The 17,093-nt window shown below is 30.7% G+C and carries 17 protein-coding genes and 7 tRNA genes; 5 read left to right on the top strand and 19 right to left on the bottom strand.

The window, feature by feature from the left end; genetic code table 4:
* Positions 1 to 66 precede the first annotated feature (66 nt).
* From SSYRP_RS02035 to rdgB, 3 genes are all read right to left on the bottom strand, one after another.
* Entirely contained in the window at positions 67 to 414 is a 348-nt protein-coding gene (locus tag SSYRP_RS02035; RefSeq protein WP_236608054.1) for a single-stranded DNA-binding protein, read from the bottom strand.
* Between the two features lie 69 nt (positions 415 to 483).
* Entirely contained in the window at positions 484 to 1,005 is a 522-nt protein-coding gene (locus SSYRP_RS02030) for a tRNA (cytidine(34)-2'-O)-methyltransferase (RefSeq protein WP_016340640.1), read from the bottom strand.
* The gene (gene rdgB, locus SSYRP_RS02025; RefSeq protein ID WP_016340639.1) at positions 984 to 1,598 is read right to left on the bottom strand and encodes an RdgB/HAM1 family non-canonical purine NTP pyrophosphatase; all 615 of its coding nucleotides are present in this window, start codon (positions 1,596 to 1,598) and stop codon (positions 984 to 986) included. Before rdgB ends, SSYRP_RS02030 begins: the two co-directional genes overlap by 22 nt.
* Before the next feature lie 66 nt (positions 1,599 to 1,664).
* Between rdgB and SSYRP_RS02020 the strand changes: the two genes are divergently transcribed.
* On the top strand, positions 1,665 to 2,456 hold the full coding sequence (locus SSYRP_RS02020; RefSeq protein WP_016340638.1) for a phosphotransferase: 792 nt from the start codon (positions 1,665 to 1,667) through the stop codon (positions 2,454 to 2,456).
* Here SSYRP_RS02020 and SSYRP_RS02015 read toward each other — a convergent pair.
* From SSYRP_RS02015 to SSYRP_RS01965, 11 genes are all read right to left on the bottom strand, one after another.
* Positions 2,453 to 3,001, bottom strand: a complete 549-nt coding sequence (locus SSYRP_RS02015; RefSeq protein WP_236608053.1) for a DxFTY motif-containing membrane protein — start codon at positions 2,999 to 3,001, stop codon at positions 2,453 to 2,455. The genes SSYRP_RS02020 and SSYRP_RS02015 overlap by 4 nt on opposite strands.
* Positions 3,002 to 3,033: 32 nt before the next feature.
* A tRNA-Gly gene (locus SSYRP_RS02010) sits at positions 3,034 to 3,107 on the bottom strand.
* 69 nt (positions 3,108 to 3,176) lie between these two features.
* Positions 3,177 to 3,263: transfer RNA gene (locus SSYRP_RS02005), tRNA-Leu, on the bottom strand.
* A 7-nt stretch (positions 3,264 to 3,270) separates the two neighbouring features.
* A tRNA-Lys gene (locus SSYRP_RS02000) sits at positions 3,271 to 3,346 on the bottom strand.
* Positions 3,347 to 3,362: 16 nt separating this feature from the next.
* A tRNA-Gln gene (locus SSYRP_RS01995) sits at positions 3,363 to 3,437 on the bottom strand.
* Positions 3,438 to 3,446: 9 nt separating this feature from the next.
* Positions 3,447 to 3,530 (bottom strand) — tRNA-Tyr (locus SSYRP_RS01990).
* Positions 3,531 to 3,534: 4 nt separating this feature from the next.
* Positions 3,535 to 3,610, bottom strand: a tRNA-Thr gene (locus tag SSYRP_RS01985).
* Between the two features lie 5 nt (positions 3,611 to 3,615).
* Positions 3,616 to 3,691 (bottom strand) — tRNA-Val (locus SSYRP_RS01980).
* A gap of 178 nt (positions 3,692 to 3,869) precedes the next feature.
* On the bottom strand, positions 3,870 to 4,814 hold the full coding sequence (locus tag SSYRP_RS01975; protein ID WP_016340636.1) for a hypothetical protein: 945 nt from the start codon (positions 4,812 to 4,814) through the stop codon (positions 3,870 to 3,872).
* A gap of 144 nt (positions 4,815 to 4,958) precedes the next feature.
* Complete coding sequence (locus SSYRP_RS01970; protein WP_016340635.1) at positions 4,959 to 5,822, bottom strand: ABC transporter permease; 864 nt, start codon at positions 5,820 to 5,822, stop codon at positions 4,959 to 4,961.
* The gene (locus SSYRP_RS01965) at positions 5,803 to 6,522 is read right to left on the bottom strand and encodes an ATP-binding cassette domain-containing protein (protein ID WP_016340634.1); all 720 of its coding nucleotides are present in this window, start codon (positions 6,520 to 6,522) and stop codon (positions 5,803 to 5,805) included. Before SSYRP_RS01965 ends, SSYRP_RS01970 begins: the two co-directional genes overlap by 20 nt.
* A gap of 189 nt (positions 6,523 to 6,711) precedes the next feature.
* Here SSYRP_RS01965 and SSYRP_RS01960 point away from each other — a divergent pair, with 189 nt between their 5' ends.
* The 3 genes from SSYRP_RS01960 (at position 6,712) to SSYRP_RS01950 (ending at position 9,738) form a co-directional block, all read left to right on the top strand.
* Positions 6,712 to 7,863, top strand: a complete 1,152-nt coding sequence (locus tag SSYRP_RS01960) for a sodium:calcium antiporter (protein ID WP_016340633.1) — start codon at positions 6,712 to 6,714, stop codon at positions 7,861 to 7,863.
* A 106-nt stretch (positions 7,864 to 7,969) separates the two neighbouring features.
* Complete coding sequence (locus SSYRP_RS01955; protein ID WP_016340632.1) at positions 7,970 to 8,695, top strand: hypothetical protein; 726 nt, start codon at positions 7,970 to 7,972, stop codon at positions 8,693 to 8,695.
* A gap of 80 nt (positions 8,696 to 8,775) precedes the next feature.
* Positions 8,776 to 9,738, top strand: coding sequence for a GMP reductase (locus SSYRP_RS01950; protein ID WP_016340631.1), 963 nt, complete (start codon positions 8,776 to 8,778; stop codon positions 9,736 to 9,738).
* A gap of 33 nt (positions 9,739 to 9,771) precedes the next feature.
* On the opposite strand, the gene rpsU is transcribed toward SSYRP_RS01950, so the two are convergent.
* The 4 genes from rpsU to mreB form a co-directional block, all read right to left on the bottom strand.
* The gene (gene rpsU, locus SSYRP_RS01945; RefSeq protein ID WP_016338790.1) at positions 9,772 to 9,936 is read right to left on the bottom strand and encodes a 30S ribosomal protein S21; all 165 of its coding nucleotides are present in this window, start codon (positions 9,934 to 9,936) and stop codon (positions 9,772 to 9,774) included.
* Between the two features lie 98 nt (positions 9,937 to 10,034).
* Complete coding sequence (locus SSYRP_RS01940) at positions 10,035 to 11,282, bottom strand: replication-associated recombination protein A (protein ID WP_016340630.1); 1,248 nt, start codon at positions 11,280 to 11,282, stop codon at positions 10,035 to 10,037.
* A gap of 105 nt (positions 11,283 to 11,387) precedes the next feature.
* Positions 11,388 to 12,338, bottom strand: a complete 951-nt coding sequence (locus SSYRP_RS01935) for an L-lactate dehydrogenase (protein ID WP_016340629.1) — start codon at positions 12,336 to 12,338, stop codon at positions 11,388 to 11,390.
* Positions 12,339 to 12,436: 98 nt separating this feature from the next.
* Complete coding sequence (gene mreB / locus SSYRP_RS01930; RefSeq protein WP_016340628.1) at positions 12,437 to 13,477, bottom strand: rod shape-determining protein; 1,041 nt, start codon at positions 13,475 to 13,477, stop codon at positions 12,437 to 12,439.
* A gap of 136 nt (positions 13,478 to 13,613) precedes the next feature.
* On the opposite strand from mreB, the gene SSYRP_RS01925 reads away from it, so the two are divergent.
* Complete coding sequence (locus tag SSYRP_RS01925; RefSeq protein WP_016340627.1) at positions 13,614 to 14,612, top strand: Abi family protein; 999 nt, start codon at positions 13,614 to 13,616, stop codon at positions 14,610 to 14,612.
* Between the two features lie 33 nt (positions 14,613 to 14,645).
* Here SSYRP_RS01925 and lon read toward each other — a convergent pair whose 3' ends face one another.
* Positions 14,646 to 16,967 (bottom strand): endopeptidase La, encoded by a 2,322-nt coding sequence (gene lon / locus SSYRP_RS01920; RefSeq protein ID WP_016340626.1) that lies wholly within the window; start codon positions 16,965 to 16,967, stop codon positions 14,646 to 14,648.
* Positions 16,968 to 17,093: the final 126 nt, after the last annotated feature.

Below are 17,093 nucleotides of genomic sequence, written 5' to 3'. Positions count from 1 at the left end.
AATAAGAAAAAACCATTAAAATAATGGTTTTTTGTACTAAGATTAGGAATTTTAATAAATTAACTTTTAATTTAAACTGTTTAAATATGTCACCTTGTCAGCAATTATTTCATTATAATAAATATCATCCTCATAATTATTGGAACGATAAGACTGCACGCGTCCTTTCACAATAATCATGGCTTTATCTTGCAAACTGATATCTAAATCATCAATATTATTAGTCCATACTTTAATATTAACTAGATCGTTATCATAATGGCCATCGCGATTTTTAAATGGTCGTTGGACCTTTAATAAAAACTTCATTAATTTCCGTTCTGACTCTTTTTTGTCATAAACAATCTCATAACTTCCCTCAACTTGGCCAACCAACATTACTTGGTTCATTTCATCATCCTTTCTCTTTCCCACCTTAATACTTTCTTATTATAAAAATAACTAAATTTAAAGTTGGAAAAAGATTTATCTATTACATAAACCCTATTCTAAATAATCCATCCCCTTTTGAATTTCCACTTGGGACAAATCAGGATAGTCTAGTTGACGCATTACTTCATAAGCAACTATGCCCACGGTATTAGCGACATTTAAGCTACGGACATGCTCACTCATTGGAATCCGGAAACAACGTTCTAAATTGGCTTTTAAAATCGTTGTTGGAATCCCAGTTGATTCACGACCAAATAAAATAAAAATCGGATCAGAATCACTGGTGAAATCAACTTTACTATGCGGAAATTTTGCATAACGTGTCGCGCAATATAATTTTACCGTTGGGTTCAAACTAACAAAATGTTCTCAATCATTGTATAATTGATAGTCAGCGTACTCAATATAATTAGCACTACTACGTGTCACAAAGCGGTTGTCAAAAATAAAGCCTAACGGTTCAATGATATGTAATTTGGCGTTTACCGCCACACAAGTTCGGATAATTGCCCCAACATTCTGGGCAATTTCTGGTTCAAATAAAACAATATTTAATCTTTTGGTTGTTGTCATTCGGCTTCCTCCTTTTTTCATCATTCTTTAAACTGGTTAACTGCTTTAGCCCGATGCGAATACTGATTTTTTTCTGCTAACGTTAATTGAGCATAGGTTTTATTTAATTCTTCAACTTTAAAAATTGGATCATAACCAAAATTATTGTCCCCAATTGGTGTTGTTGTTATTTCCCCTTTTGTAATGCCCGTAAAACTACCTTCTTTGCCATTTAACGGATTAAGATATACCAAAGTACAAACTGCCTGGGCTGAGCGATCTGTTAAATTTGCGCATTTATCAATTAACATTTGATTGATTAAATTATTATCCGTGATTGGCAAAGCCCAACGTTTGGTAAAAATCCCCGGAAAATTATTCAAACCAATAATTTCTAACCCTGAATCATCCGCTAAAACCGGCTTATTAATTTTATGAGCTAAATAAGCAGCTTTTTGATAAGCATTTTCCAAAAAAGTTGTTCCTTCTTCTGGAATATCAATTACGGTTGGTAAATCTAATAGTGATTTAACCGTTACATTCATTTCAGCAAAAATCGCGGTAAATTCGCGAACCTTATTTTTGTTATTTGTTGCAATTCAAATTTCGTGCATTGTAATCCCCTTTTTAATTCTTTTACAAATATATTGTATAATAATTTAAATAAAGGAATGAAAAAAATGAAATATAAATGTTGAAAAAAACTTGCTTTAGGAATTACTAATCAAAATTACTTAACTGCTAATAATTTATTTGTGCGCTATAGTTTACCTGATACCACTTTCTATTTAGACCACCATAATGAAATTAAAGTTCTTGAAGCACTAAAAAATGTCTCTTGAACAATTCCAATTGTTGATTATGGTTTTGAAGCAAATAATTTTTATCTTGTTAGTCCTTATTTAACCAATAGTACAACAATTAACACAAATAATCTAACACCTAATTTATTAAAGCAAGCAAGTAATCTAATAAAAAACCTCTGAGCTGTTAAAATTGCTAACCCCGTCATTTTTGACCCCGAACAATTTTTAAATAACTTTAAAAGTAAAATTAAAACCCCATTAGTTGACTTAACTAGCTATGAAAAAACAATTGACTATCAAAAATTAGTAACACCAGCAAAAGACCTTGTTCTTTGTCATAACGATTTAAATCCTGGGAATTTTTTAATCCATCACGATAAAATGTACTTAATTGATTTTGAATATGCGATGTATAATGATCGGTTATTTGATATCGGCTCTTTCATTTCTGAAACCTTAACAAAACCAGAAGATATTACCCTTTGATTAACTTTTTTTGATCTTAATCGCCAAGAAAAAGAAAAACTTGCTGCATGAATTAATTATCAAAATATCTTATGAATCTACTGAGCTACTTACATGTACCAAGAACGACAAAATCGCGTTTTTTATGACATTGTTCGCGCTAAATACCAAAAACTAAAACAAGAAGGTCAACTGTTCTAACCTTCTTGTTTATTATTTTTTGCTATTTTTTTCAAATTAATAACTCCACTAATATTACGAATTCAGACCGATAAAAACGTTCCGAAAAAAGCCGAAACTAGTAAAAAACCAAAAGCAACTAAGCAACGATATAAAATATCATCTCAAGTTCATCAATAACCAGTTAAATATAAACCATATAATGTTCACGCTAAAATTGTTGTATAAATAAACTGATCAGCTTGATGCCCTTTTACAATAAATCCTAACAATGTTAAGAAGAAGACACCAATTATGTAAGCTAAACCAAAACCAATGCCAACGCCAACTTCATAATGGTGCGCAAATTTAAGATCAGGAGATGATAATAAAAATAAAACTAAAAATGGTGCAACCCCTTCAATGATTAAAAACAAGACACTTTTTCAGAAAACTGTTCGGGTTGCTTGGAAATCTAATTCATGTTGGACAACGGGAGAAATATGACTATTTTCACTATTTTCAACCTTATTTTTATTATCAATTACTTTCATTTCTTCACCTCAACGTTTTGTTAATTTTAACATAAAAAAAATTGTTCTTACAACAATTAAAATAATGGAGCGGGTGAAGGGAATCGAACCCTCACAGTCAGCTTGGAAGGCTGAAGTTCTACCATTAAACTACACCCGCATATAAACTAATATCCAACTAAATATATACCATTTGATATTAGTGATGTCAATCATTTTTTTAAAAAAATGGTACCCGAGACCGGACTTGAACCGGTACAGTCAAACAACCGACGGATTTTAAGTCCGTTGCGTCTACCTATTCCGCCACTCGGGCATATAAATGGTCTCCTGTGCAGGACTTGAACCTACGACCTACTGGTTAAAAGCCAGCAGCTCTACCGACTGAGCTAACAGGAGATAATGTTTTAAATAATGGCTGGGCTAGCTGGATTCGAACCAGCGCATGAAGGAGTCAAAGTCCTTTGCCTTACCGCTTGGCGATAGCCCAACATAATAATGGTGGAGGGAGAGGGATTCGAACCCCCGAACCCGAAGGAGCTGAGTTACAGTCAGATGTGTTTGGCCACTTCACTACCCCTCCAAAATGGTGCTGGCTAGAAGACTTGAACTCCCAACCTACTGATTACAAGTCAGTTGCTCTACCAGTTGAGCTAAGCCAGCAATAATGGTCGGGTGTAACGGACTTGAACCGCTGACCACCTGCTTGTAAGGCAGGCGCTCTCCCAACTGAGCTAACACCCGATGACACAATGCTGTTTTGTATTGTGTTAAAACCTTTATTATTTTATATAAAACCATTATTTTTGTCAATTATTTTCTAATTCTTTTCAAAAATATTTTAAAAATGTTGAATTTAGGGAAAGAAAAAGCAAACTTTCATATCTAGTAATGCTATGAATTATTTTGCTTTGTTCTTTGTTTAGTTATGTTGTTGCATTTGCGCAGCACGTTGGTACTGTGGAATTGAAATTAGATAATCATCTTCACTTCGTCATAATCCTTTTATGACTGATGTAATTAAGTAAATCATAAACATTGTTCCAATTAACATAAAACTAAAGTTTAAAATGTTCAAGAAGATTTGGAACCCGTTTTGACGGTTTGAGAAAATACGGCCAAATGCTTCAATTAATTTTACAATTGCTGAAATGATTTGAATTACTAATAAAATTGTTGCAAAAACAGTATAAACTGTTGAAACAAAACGATATCATTTTCCTAAACTTGTTTGGGCAATCATATGATCAACTGTTTTACGATTATAAAAGAATGGGACAAAAAGTAAACTAAAGCCAGCCACAACTCCTAAAATTGTCATTACAGTAATGAAAGTATTTTTAGCACTTGCTGTTACAAACCCCGAATTATTTGTTACTCCCATAAATGAACCAATTGCAATAATTGCTCCAATGGCTCCTAACATTCATCCAGTTCCTAAATAACGAACAATTGTTACCCGTGCATTTTTTGTTGCTTTAACATCAGTATTTGGTAATCATGTTAAGGCAAAGGGAGCAATTACTCCTCCTAATGACAATGATAATACTGCTAAACTTCATTTATTGGCACATAATTCAGCATCCGTTCCACTTGTTGCGTAACGAATTAACCCAATGTTACAAATTAATGTTGTTGTTAAAGTAAACATAATAATAATTAAAAATAGTACTCGATAAGTTCCTAAATCTTCTCATGAATTCATAAATAATGTTTGATAAGTATTTAGATCCCCTGTTATTTGACCATTCGTGTAATTACTTCAAAAATAAAAATAATAACCGGCTAAAAATAAAACTCCAATGATTCCAAATAAACTTGATAAAACTATTCAAAATCTTGTAAAGCCAAATCCTAACGTTCTCATTAAATTAATCACTTCCTTTTTTTTAAATGATAAGCATTATTATATCGGAAAAATAATTTTTAGCAACCCTTTGCTTTATTGGGTTTTAGGGAAAAAGGGCGAAAACTAATAAATAAAAAAAGTGAAATTAAATTACACTTTTGATTATTTTTTGGCAGCTCAGCGAAATGTTTTTGTTGATAATCCCAATAAGGCAAAAATAAGAATTAAAGAAATTAAAATAGGTTGTCAAACAGCGGTATAATCATAGCCTCTTGTATAATTACTATGATTATAAATTGCTTCAAAACTATCCATTGGAGCATTACCATAAGCACCATATAAGAAAACATAAACCGGATGTTTAAAGGGAATAAAATAAGTAATATAACGCGTAACATCACTTTTAATAATCATTGCTGGGGATAATAAAATTCCGGCCATAAATACTGAAATGAAGAATACTCCAACCACTAACCCTTGGACCAAACCATCACTTGAGGTAATTCCTCCGATAAAAGTAGATAAAGCAATTGCCACTAATGAAATTAAAATAATACCAAAAATAATGTATCCTCACCCCATTGATTTAAATGAAGAAAGATAATCTTGGCCCCCTAATGGTAACGAAATTAAAAATAATAAAATTAACCCTGATAAGGAAATGATAAAATAGAAAAATCATAAGCTTAAAATAAAAGCAATCTTACTAATTCCCGAATTTTCAATTCGTTTTAAAAAGACCGAATTCTTTCATTCAACAATTGAAGAGGATAACAAAATCAACATTGTAGTTAGCGGTAATAAGGTATAACTAAGAAGATTTACTTGTTTAATTAACAAATTAATCTCATCATTACCAGGAACAAAGACAATTGAATTAAAAATAAATTTAAACATTACTAAAAAAATGATTGGTAAAATATAAGTAAATAAAAATCCTTTTGGAGTTTTAATAAAACTCTTATTTAAAATATATAGAACAGCGGTGAAACTATTAGTTGTTGCTTTAAAATCGATCTTTTTCATTCGCTAATTCTCCTTTAAAATAAGTCATCATCAGGTTTCGCACTGATCCCCATTTCTTAATAATATAATCCATTGGTTTATCTAAAAAAATTGTTCCCGCTTCAATAATTACTAATCGATTTGCTAACAATTCAATTTCTTCTGAATTATGTGAAATTATTAATAAGGTTTTATCTTTCTCACTAAAAAACTGTTTAAAAAAAGCAATAATTTTATATTGAATATTCATATCTAACCCAGTTGATAGTTCATCTAAAATTAATAGCTCTGGGTTCGCAATAATACTTAATAGGGCATTAAAACGCTGTTTTTGCCCCCCTGATAATTTTCTTAAGGGTTGCTTAAGAAAATCCTTAATTTCAAAAATATCAATTAATTCTTCTAAGTTATACATGTTATTTTTTAAGATGCGATTAAATGTTAATACATCATTCGCTGAAATTCCTGGCGGCCAATCTCCTTGTTGATACTGAATTCCGATTGCCCGACGTAATTGAGGACTTTTAAAATTATATTTAATTTCCCCTTGTGACTTTGGCGTTGAACCAGAAATTATTTCAACTAAAGTTGATTTCCCCGCCCCATTTGCACCAACAATCGCGATCCGATCATTTTGTTTTATTGTTAAGTTAATATTTTTTAAAATTTGTCGTTTCCGAACATTTTTTGATAAATTCTTAATTTCCACAATTGTTTCCATTGAATCTATACCTCTTCTATATATATAGTTTAATTATATGTTAAATAAATAATTAGTCAATTTCTCACTCTGAATATAAATTGTATTGTAGTTAAAAAAAGAATTTTTATTATATAATTTTAATAAGTAATAAAATAGTAATTAACAAACGCATAATAATTTTAAACTTATATAGAAAGAATTCTAATTATGATATATGCATGAAATGTTGATTTATTTAAAAAAATGGGATTATACGACGGTCCTATCGCCCAAGGTTTAGTTTGATTAATCTTTTTACTTTTAGCAGGTGGGGTTATTTTTAGTGCGATTAAAATGGCAGGCTTTTTAGTTGCCTTTACAGCTAGAAAAAATATTGGTCAATCATTAGCTGGGGGGCTTATTTTAGCAATTATTACATCTTTACCAGAATTAACAATTGCTTTTACAATGGGAGCTAGTAATACCCCACAGTTTAGTTTTGGAAATACTTTAGGAGCTAATTCATTTTTTATGACTATTTTTGCCTTGGGGAGTTTAATTTTTCTAAAAAAACATAAATTTAATAAAATTAATAAATTTTATTCAAATCTTTTATTTGAATTTGCTTTTTTTAGCGCCCTTATCCTTCTTGCTTTTTTACCAAATTTATTATATCCAAACAATAAAGTCTTAATTCCCTTTTTATCTTTAACAATTCCAGGAATTGAAATGTCCTGACTATTAATTTCTATTGCCATAATATACTTTACAGTAATTACCATATCAATAGTGAAAGAAAAAAATAAAACTAAAAATAATTTAACTCTTGAATTTGAAATAACAGATGATCTAATTAGTGAGAAAGATTATAAAAATCATTTAACAATTAAAAAAATTACTTGCCTATTTATTTTATTCACTATTTTATTAGTCTTTTTAGCTTTTTCATTATCATTAACCGCTGATATCCTCCCCCATGTCTATGGCATTCCCGAAACTTCCGTTGGCGGGATAATTCTTTCTTTTGTCACAAATTGTCCAGAATTGACATCTACTTTTGTGCTATTAAAAAATAATAAAAAAAAGATTGCTTTTGGTGGGCTAATTGGAAGTCTTAACTTTAATTTAGTAATTAATTTCTTTGCCGATTTAGCTTTCCGACAAAACGGCTCTTTAAATCATATTATTTACAATAACCCCTATTATCTGCAATACAGTATTTTAACAATCCTGCAATTTATCTTAATGTTTTTTACTTTTTCAACAACAACGAAAGCGGTACAAACCAACAAAAAATGGTATATTTCAATTAACGTCCTAATTATTTTAACTTACATTATTGTATGAACATTAATTTTAACCATTGTACCTGTTAGGTAAAATAATTAACTTCTTAATTTCCTTTCTTTAATAAAAAGAGTCTGTTAAAGCAAAATAAATGATACAATATTGAGAGATTAATATTTTGTGAAAGGAACAATTAAATATGAAAAATAGACAGGTCCTAAAACCTCAGGCTTATGATCTTGAGCAACCGCTAAATCCTTCTAATGCTTTTTCGCCTTGTAAAACAAAAACAATCCGAAAATATCTTAGTTTTCACTTTACTTTTAAAATTAAATTAAACCAAATAATAATAATGGCTTTTTTATTAGCTCTTAACATTTTATTTCAATACTTAAGTAATATTATGGTTTTAACAATCTATCCCTTTGATATTATTTTAGTTTATATTCCCTTTTTTCTTGTGGGCTATCTTTTTGGTTTTTTAAAAACACTATTTTTTATTTTAGCTTTTTTAATGTTATCGTTCTTAACATGACCTCCTTATCTAGCAGTCTGAGAAACTTTTGTCTTAAATACAATTATTCTTAATTTTATTTTTGCGCTTCCCTCGCTTATATATTCAACCTATACTCGCCAAAATAATTTAACTGAAAAAACGGCTGGGATTAAAATCAAATATTTTAGTCATATTATTATCATCATGCTATTATCATGAATTATTACATCGCTTGGTTTAAGTATTTTTGTTATTAAAGCAAGTGATCCTGGTAGTTATGTTAATCAAAATAACCATTTATTTCAAAACTTTCATGGCGGGATTTTTGCCTTTGCTTTTAGTTATCAATTAATCCGCCATACGATTAATACAATTATTTTTTTAGCAATCTTCTGACACATCTATCACATCATTGACAGATATCACTAAAAATTAAGCAATTATTTTCATTTAAAAATAATTAGGGTCTGTTAATTTTATGATAAAGTTAAATAGTGAGGTGAAAAAAAATGAAAGCATTTGATTATGAAGATATTCAGTTAATTCCAGAATTATGTATTGTCCAATCACGTAGTGAATGTAATACAAAAGTAAAATTAGGAAAACATACTTTTAATTTACCTGTTGTTCCTTCTAATATGGCAACTGTTGTTAATGAAGAATTATGTCAAAAATTGGCAGAAAAAAATTATTTTTATATTATGCATCGATTTAATGTCGATCAAGTTAAATTTGTCCGTGAAATGAAAGGAAAAAATCTAATTACTTCCATTTCAGTTGGGGTTAAACCAGAGGATTACCAATTGGTCTCAACACTAAAAGCACAAAATTTAATTCCTGACTACATTACAATTGATATTGCCCATGGTCATGCTTTTAGCGTTCGTGATATGATTCATCATATTCGTAAAGAAATGGGAAAAGACGTCTTTATTATTGCCGGAAACGTTGGAACACCAAAAGCTGTTCGCGACTTAGAGCAATGAGGAGCTGACGCCACTAAAGTTGGAATTGGTCCGGGAAAAGTATGTATTACAAAACTAAAAACTGGTTTTGGTACTGGGGGATGGCAATTATCAGCTGTTAAATGATGTAGTAAAGGAAGTTCAAAACCAATTATTGCTGATGGCGGAATTCGTGTTAATGGTGATATTGCTAAATCAATCAGAATGGGAGCAACTTTCTGTATGGTGGGAAGCTTATTTGCCGCACACCAAGAATCACCAGGAAGCCAAGTTGAAGAAAATGGTATCCAGTATAAAGAATATTTTGGTTCAGCTAGTGAATACAATAAAAGTGAAAAACGCTATGTTGAAGGAAAAAAAGAATTAATTGAAATTCGTGGTAGCATCTTTGAAACACTACAAGAAATGACCGAAGATTTACAATCATCAATTTCTTATGCTGGGGGAACTGATGTTGAAGCAATTAAAAAAGTTGATTATGTTGTTTTAAAAGATAGTAATTTTTAAAAAAAAAAAAAAAACCTTTTTAAAAGGTTTTTTTTATCGAAAACTACGTGATTGTTCTTGTTTGTAGCGTCTTTTTTCTTTCTTGCTCATTCAGTGTTCACGTTTACGTGCTTCTTTACGTTTAACTGAAGAAACTTTATTAAAGCGTTTTAATGCTTTGTCTAATGGTTCGCCTGATTTTACAACAACAGTTGCCATCTTTTCACTCCTAAAATCTATTTTTAAATTTAACAACTTAATATTATCATATATTTTTTTTAAAACCAATTATTTTAATTTTTATTATTAAATATTAATTATTTTTTCGTTTTGGTAAAAATTTCATAAAGGTCATTAATCCGTTTTTCGTACATACTATGTTTCTTTGGCACATAATATTTAACCCCTGCCATTTCTGGTGGTAAATATGTTTGTTCAACATAATCGTTGGGAAAATCATGGGGATATTTATAACCCTTCCCTGCCCCTAGTTTTTTGGCGGATTTATAGCTGGTATCTTTTAAATGCAATGGAATTTTAAATTCTTTCCCGCTTAGAACATCTTCATAAGCTTGATCAGTGGCTAAATAAGCACTATTTGATTTTTCACTTAAAGCCATTTCAACAATTGCCAATCCTAAAGGAATTCGCCCTTCAGGTAAACCAATTTGACGAAAAGCATCAATTGCCGCTTTAACATGAATCGCAATCGCCGGATTGGCTAAGCCAATATCTTCATAAGCGATAATTAACATTCGTCGCATTAATGCTTCATGATCACCACTCGCTAATAAACGGGCAAAATAATAGAGCGCCGCATCAACATCACTACCTCGAATCGATTTTTGTAAAGCTGATTTCAAATCATGATGTTCATCACCATCAGCATTATTTAATAAGTTTGCATTTGGAATAATGTTTTTTAAAATTTTAGGGGTAATTTCAACACCATCATATAAGTTTAAACATAATTCTAAAATATTTAATGCTAAACGTAAATCTCCACTTGTTGCTTTGGCAATAATATTAATACTATCAGAACCAATTTTTAAATTTTGTAAGAGTGGATTTTTAGTGATTAATCGTTGCAAACCTGTTGCCATTTCTTCGGCACTAATTCGTTCTAATTTAATAATATTAGCACGAGAACGAATCGCCGGATTAATGACAAAAAAAGGATTTTCCGTTGTGCAGGCAAACATTAAAATATTACCTTGTTCTAGATATTTTAATAAAATATCTTGTTTATCGCGGTTCATCCGATGGATTTCCTCTAGAATAACAATAAAGCGATCATTATTACTTGCTGTTGTTAAAATCTTTTCTAAATCTTGTTTTTTATCAATTTCCGCATTAAAAACGGCATAAGGGATCTTTAAGTCATTTGCCAACGCTAGCGCTAAACTACTCTTACCAATTCCTGGTTCCCCATAAAAAATTAAAGAAGAGGCATAGTTTTTCGCAACCATTCGACGAATTAAGCCATTTTCATGTAACAAATGTTCTTGGCCAATAATATCTTCAATTGTTGTTGGTTTTAATAAATATGCCAAAGGCTGTTGCATTTTTTCACCTCTTTTGTAATAATAGCATATCATAACAGCCCTAATTCTCCTACCATTTAATTATGAAGAAATAAAAAAACATATACTAATGTATATGTTTATGCTTTATTTAATTGCTGCTCGGGCATGGTTAACAACTTCTGTTAACTGTTGACATGAAGCATCAAAACCAGCTTGTTCTTTTGCTGTTAAGTTTCAATTAATAATACGTGATCATCCTTTATTATTAACAATTGCTGGAACTCCAGTATAGATTCCTTGGTGTCCAAAGTTTCCATCTAAATAGGCCCCAACCATCATTGCTTTGTTTTCATCACAAAGCACGGCACGAACAATATCAGTTAAGACAATTCCAATTCCATAGAATGTTGCTCTTTTTTTCTCAATAATTTTATAAGCCATGTGAATTGCTTCTTGCGTAATTTCATCTAACTGTGCATCAGTAAGTTTTCCTTCTGCCACATATTGGGCAATTGGTTTTCCCATTACTGAAGCTGTACTTCAAATTGGAGTTGATGAATCACCATGTTCTCCCATTAAAACGGCTGAAACTTCTTTTGCTCCAACATTTAATTTTTCCGCTACTAAGCGACGTAAACGCGCTGAGTCTAAACTTGTTCCTGACCCAATAATACTATGTTTATCAAAACCAGTTACTTCATAATAAACTGTTGTTAAAATATCAACTGGATTAGATGCAACAACGGTAATTCCACTAAATCCTGATTTTTTAATTTCTAAGGCAATACTTTTCATAATTTTGGCATTATCAGCCACCATATCAATTCTTGTTTCCCCTGGTTTTTGTGGGCGACCAGCTGTAATCACAATTACATCCGCATCATGACAGTCACTATATGTCCCAACACGAATACTTGCAAATGAATGTGGTAAAAAAGCATTCCCATCTGCTAAATCTAATGCTTGCCCTTCAGCGGCATCAACATTAACGTCAATTAAAATATATTCTTGGGCAATTCCTTGGTTAATCGCTGAATACAAAAATGATGTTCCAACGGCTCCAGTCCCAACTAAAACTACTTTACGATTTTTCATACTTATCTCTCTCCATTACTATCTCTTTACTTTTTTTCCGTTTTTATTTTACACTAAATATCATAAAAATAAAAATTAAAACAAGAAAGATTCTTATTTTAATAATTTAATTCTTGTTGTTTTGTTTGTTCACGGCGTAACAATTCAAAAATATCTGATTCAAATTTAATTGTTCCGTTAATTACGGCTAATAATGGTTGTTCCCCAATTTTGGCTGGTAATTGTAATGTATCTTCAAAATACTTATCAATTCCGCGAATTAAGGCTCCCCCACCACAAATTGTCATTCCATTACGGAAAATGTCTCCCGCTAATTCTGGTGGTGTTTCTTCTAACACCTGCACAACTAAATCAATAATTCTTGAAACAGGAACTTTTAGAACTTCACGAATTTCTTCTGGTCCGATTTCAATTTCACGGGGTAACCCAGAAACAATATCACGACCATAAATTTTCATTTTTCGTTCATCAGAGTATTTTGCTAATGATCCAATTTCCATTTTGATCATTTCAGCGGTTTTGATTCCAATTTCTAAACCATATTGGCTACGAATATATTTTAAAATTTCTTCATTAAATAAATTCCCAGCTACTTTAACTGATTTTGATAAAACTAGGTCTCCTGATGATAAAACAGCAACGTCAGTGGTTCCTCCCCCACTATCAATTACTAAATTACCAACTGGTTTATAAATATCAACTCCCCCACCAAGGGCAGCCATTTTAACTTCTTCTTCGACAAATACTTTTTCTGCCCCTAAATTAGTTGCAATTTTCTTTAAAGCATTTTTTTCTAACTCGGTAACTGTTGATGGACATGCTAATAACATAACTGAACCTTTTAATTGTTTTGCAATACGTAAACGATTAAAAATATATCTTAATTGTGCTTCTGTAGCACGAATATCAGTAATAACTCCATCTTCCATTGGACGAATAATTCTAATTGCTTTATTACCCTTTCCAATCATTTTATAAGCCTCGTTCCCGACTGCAATAATATGGTTATCTTTAATTCGGTATGCAACAATTGATGGTTCATTATAAACAACACCAGTTCCTGCGACATAAACTAAGGTATATGATGTCCCTAAGTCCATCGAAATGAAATTAGGTTTTTTTGTATTAAATACTGCCATGCGCCAATTCCTCCTTAAGTTTTATTATATCGCTTTTCAAGGTTAAAACAATATTAAAATAAAGAAATTATTAAGTTATTGTTCTGGTAAGCAAAGAATTATCAGTTATAATAAATGTGAACAAGGAGTAATGTCAATGAGCAAGAAGCATTTAATTAATAACCATGCCATTAATGGTGAAGAATTTATCGATATTAATCAACAAATTACTTTTTTAGAACAACGAGGATTTACAATTGAAAATAAAAATGAATTAGCCCATATTATTACTAATTATGGTTACTTCCGATTATTCCATACTTTTATTCCGCAATTTTTAGATGCCCATAACCACTTAATTGCCCCCTTAACCGAAAAAGATATTTTAGCAATTTATTATTTTGATCGTAATTTAGCAACTTTATACTACCAATTTTTTGGTTATTTTGAACACAAACTACGTTCAAATATTATTATTCAAGGGAACATTGAATGTCCAAATATTTTAAAACAATTTGATTATTTTTACCCTAATCCAAATGCCCAAGATAATATTATTAGAATTATTGAAAAACATATTTATTTAGGGGCAACCTACTTAAAACCTTACCATCAAGTAAAACTATACCCACTTTTTATTATTATTAATTTTATTGATTTGAATGAAGCAATAAAAATGATGCATACCTTTAAGGATAACACGGCAATTTTAAAAAACTTTTACTTTGATAATGAAAAAGATTTTTTATTTATTTGCAACAATATTATGCGCTTATTCCGTAATGCAACAGCCCACTATGATCGAATGTATCGCTTCTTTATCAACCTTGATGATGAGGATGCTCAACAATTAAATAACATTTTATTGGGGATTATTAAAGACCCAAACCACTATCAAACGGTTATGAACCATGTTGTTGATAACAACTATAATACTTTTATTTTAACAATCTTTCTTGTTTATTTATTAAGTCGTAGTCAAGCCAAACATTTTATCAACCAGTTAAATCAGTTATTAACAAAAGGCGTTGAAAAAAAGATTCCCAATTTCAATTTTGTCACTGATATGTTAACTAGCGAAGATGCAATGAATTGACCAGCCAATTGATTAGAAATTCTAAAATACATTACTACTCATAAAAAATATGTTTCATAAAAAAACATTGCTAGCTAGCAATGTTTTTTTATCTTATTCTAATTTACCAAAGACATTTTTAAAGACTTCATCATATGTTGAAACGGGAATAATTTTTAAAGATTCCTGAACTTCTTTTGGGATGTCATCAATATCTTTGACATTTTTACTTGGAATTAAAATTGTTTTTAACCCACTACGGTTAGCAGAAATTGATTTTTCACGTAAGCCCCCAATTGGTAAGACTTGACCACGTAACGTAATTTCTCCTGTCATTCCAATATCTTGGGAAACCGGACGATTACTTAACGCACTAATGATAGCTGTTGTTAAAGTAATTCCAGCTGATGGACCATCTTTTGGTACCGCCCCTTCGGGAACGTGAATATGGATATCATGGTTTTCAAAGAATTTTGTATCTAACCCAAACTTATCAGCATTGGCTTTAACATAGTCAAGGGCAATTGAAGCAGATTCTTTCATCACATCTCCTAGTTTTCCGGTTAAAACAAAGTTTCCTTTCCCATTAAAGCTATTAACCTCAATTGGTAAAATATCCCCACCAAATTGGGTATAAGCTAAACCAGTTACAACTCCAACTTGTGATTCTTGTTCTTTTTCGGTATGTTCAAAACGACGTTTACCTAATAATTCATTAACTGTTTGAGCTGTTACTGTTAGATTTGTCATTTCTTTATTTAAGAATTTAACAATAAATTTACGAGCAATTGCGTTTAAGTCACGCTCTAATTGTCTAACTCCAGCTTCACGTGTATAGTGTTTAATTACTTCGTTAATTGCTTCATCAGTTATTGTTAACTGACCATCAGCTAAACCATTATTGCTTAATACTTTTGGTACTAAATAATCTTTTGCAATATGTGATTTTTCTAATTCAGTATATGAAGATAATTGAATAATTTCCATTCGGTCAATTAATGCTTCTGGAATATTATCATAATAGTTTGCTGTTGCAATAAACATTACATTGCTTAAATCATAACTTTCTTCTAAATAGTGATCAGAAAAGGCAGCATTTTGTTCTGGGTCTAATACTTCTAACATTGCACTAGCCGGATCACCACGATAATCTGATGACATTTTATCAATTTCATCTAATAAAAATAATGGGTTTGTTGATTTTGCTCGTTTCATTGATTGAATAATTCGACCAGGCATTGCGCCAATATATGTTTTACGGTGTCCACGAATTTCTGATTCATCTTTTACACCACCTAAAGCAACTTTAACAAAATTACGACCAGTTGCTTCCGCGATTGATTTCGCTAAACTAGTTTTCCCAACCCCTGGAGGCCCAACTAAACAAATAATTTGTCCTTTTAATGAATTAGTCATTGATTTAACAGCTAAATATTCAACAATTCTTTCTTTAACTTTTTCTAGACCAAAGTGGTATTTATCTAAAACTTCTTTGGCAAATTTTAAATCATTTTTTTCATCCGTTTTTTCTCATCATGGTACTTGCATCATTCAATCAATATATGTTCGAATAATATTTGACTCACTTGATGCTTGTGGTAAAGATTCATAACGGGCAATTTCTTGTTCAATTCGTTCCTTAATATTTTTTGGGAACGGTTCTTTTTCCAAACGTTCTTTGTAAATTTTCATGTCATCAGCGGCATCATCAAATTCACCAAGTTCATCTTTAATTGCTTTTAATTTTTCTCGTAAATAATACTCACGTTGTTGTTCATCAACACGTTCTTTAATTTTTTTGGTAATTTTATTATCAATATCATTAACTTGTTGCTTGTTTACTAAATGATCAAAAATAATTTGTAAACGTTTTTCGACATCTAATTGTTCTAAAATTTCTTGTTTTTTAGCAACCGGAATAAATGGTAAAAACTGAGCAATTGTATCAACAACTTCATTACCATCAACTGAATCCCCAATTTGATCTAATAAATCTTCTGGTAAGATATCTTGTAATTCCATTAATTCTTTAATGTTTGCTGTGATTTTTTCCGCAATTTTATCATCTGATTTAACAAAAGATTTTAAAATATCAATATCAGCCGCATAATATTCGTCTTCACGCAATTCTAAAATTTTAACACGATCAACTGCTTTAAAATTAACAGTTAAACTACCGTCTTCTCAAACCTTACGAATTTTTAATTCGGCTAAAACCCCAATGCGATAAATTTCTGATAATTTTGGATCATCTTCTAATGGTTTTTTTTGGCTAACTAAAACAATATGGTTATCAAATTCTTTATTTGCCTTATTAACAGCCAAAACTGACTTATCACGGCCAACTTCTAGGACTTGTTCAAACCCTGGAAAAATATAACTTCCCCTTGTAATTAATACTGGTACATCCTTTAATTGTGTTGTTTTTGATTCCATTTCAAAATACCTCCTCTTGTTAAATATTCATTAATATTAAGCTAATTTTATCTTATTTTAAATTAGTTTAACACTTTCTGAACTACACTTGAATTATAACAAAAAAATTAGCACTTGCAATATTAA

The sequence above is a fragment of the Spiroplasma syrphidicola EA-1 genome (genome assembly GCF_000400955.1).
Classification (GTDB): Bacteria; Bacillota_I; Bacilli_A; order Mycoplasmatales; family Mycoplasmataceae; genus Spiroplasma; species Spiroplasma syrphidicola.
This window is presented reverse-complemented; position numbering and strand designations above follow the sequence as displayed.